At 50.1% G+C, this 1,568-nt stretch carries 1 protein-coding gene; it reads left to right on the top strand.

Translation table 11 applies throughout. The annotated features are described in order from the left end of the window. Positions 1-58: 58 nt before the first annotated feature. The coding region (locus FE784_RS40495; RefSeq protein ID WP_139607973.1) for a hypothetical protein at positions 59-1,568 on the top strand (1,510 nt) is incomplete at its 3' end.

Below are 1,568 nucleotides of genomic sequence, written 5' to 3'. Positions count from 1 at the left end.
CGGCTCCTTGGCGAATCCTAACGGTGTGACGATGAAGCCTGTCCCCGAAGGTCAATACTTGATCTACGGAGACGAAGTCGCCGCAGCTGCTAACAAGTACACATTTATGACCAAAGTATTTCCGATAGGCGCAGGCCCTTGGCTGTTGGAATTTGATGCCCGGATCGCTGATCTGATTGAAGTGGATGAAGCTCCGACATTAGGGATAAGCAGGGGATTAAGCTTTGAAGTGAAGGCAGCGGGGAAGACGGTAAAGTTAACCCTCCAGCGAGACAAGGTGCTGGTAAGGTCCAGTACCATTCTGGTTGCGGATTATGAACATGTAATACCTGACGATGGAGGATATCATCGCTGGGGGATTGCTTATGATGGCAGTGGAAAATTGATGCTGTCCATGGACGAGATGAAGATCGTTTCTTTCAACGTAGCTCCTCCTGTTTCAAGCGGAGCGGACTCGCTCAAAATCATCAATGCTTCGATGAATAGCGTGTCCGGTCATAACGAGGTTTACCTGGATCATCTGAAGTTGACGGTAGGAGACTTGCCGGAATGGACGCAGGTCGAACCGCGAATAAAAGGGTTATCGGTCCTCCCTTATTCCGACTCGGAGGAAGTGGCACTCGGGGCAGGATTGGATGATATTCCTCCCAACTGGTTGTCCGGAGGCGAGTTGGAGATCCGGACGAAGTTGGTGAAGGACGATCAAATCATTGCACAGCATAACGGGATCATTTCTTCTCCCCGTTTCCAGATTCCGCTTGCGCCTGGGGGACAGTCGGGAATCATGACCGCTGTAGCAGAGTTGTATTATAAAAATCGCAAAGTGAATGAAATAACGAGTGACTTCTATGTATATCCTTCGGTTCATAAGGTAAACCCCGGTGATGCACCGGTATCTGTACCTGGCACTGTCTACGTGTACAACGACATGCTCTGGTTGGAAGACAGCCAGGGACGAAAGGCGACATATGCAGGATGGAAGACAGGCAGCTATCATTATTTGGGCAGTGATGAGGACGAAATGTGGATCACGAACGAACCGGGCGCCCATTCGTTGGAACTGCCGCTGGATCTACAAGGGCGATATGCTGTCTATGCCGGTTATGTAGCCAAGACTGGCGGGTTCCAGGTTTCTTATGGTGAGGAAGCAAGCGGGCAGGTTGCAGGGACCACGACAGTGACGGGAACAACTTACGGTCTCAAGGCGATCGAAGAGCAATTTCTGTTTGCCGGTCAATTTGATGGAGGACGCATACAGATTACTCCGCTGCCGAATCAGCAGGCTTTCATTACGTATTTTAAGCTTAGAAGCCTGACAGAGGAAGAGTTGACGTTGTATGACTCGCCCAACGAAGGTGCCGCCGGCAATCGAACCATCTACAACAATGATGGATTCAGTAATTTCTACCAGGGATTCTTTCCCACGCCAAGCAAGCTGGAGGAAAGAGGGGTCGAGATTTATGCAGGCAAGGATGTCGGGCAGATTGACTGGCAGTTGTTGGCCACCTTCACTTTAAATCATAACAGTCAATATGCAGGTATTCCATTTGCCGGGTCGGAAGCTTATG

Source organism: Paenibacillus hemerocallicola (genome assembly GCF_006265175.1).
Taxonomy (GTDB): domain Bacteria; phylum Bacillota; class Bacilli; order Paenibacillales; family NBRC-103111; genus Paenibacillus_AB; species Paenibacillus_AB hemerocallicola.
The sequence above is the reverse complement of the archived record's forward strand: the minus strand, read 5'-3'. Positions and strand labels throughout refer to the sequence as shown.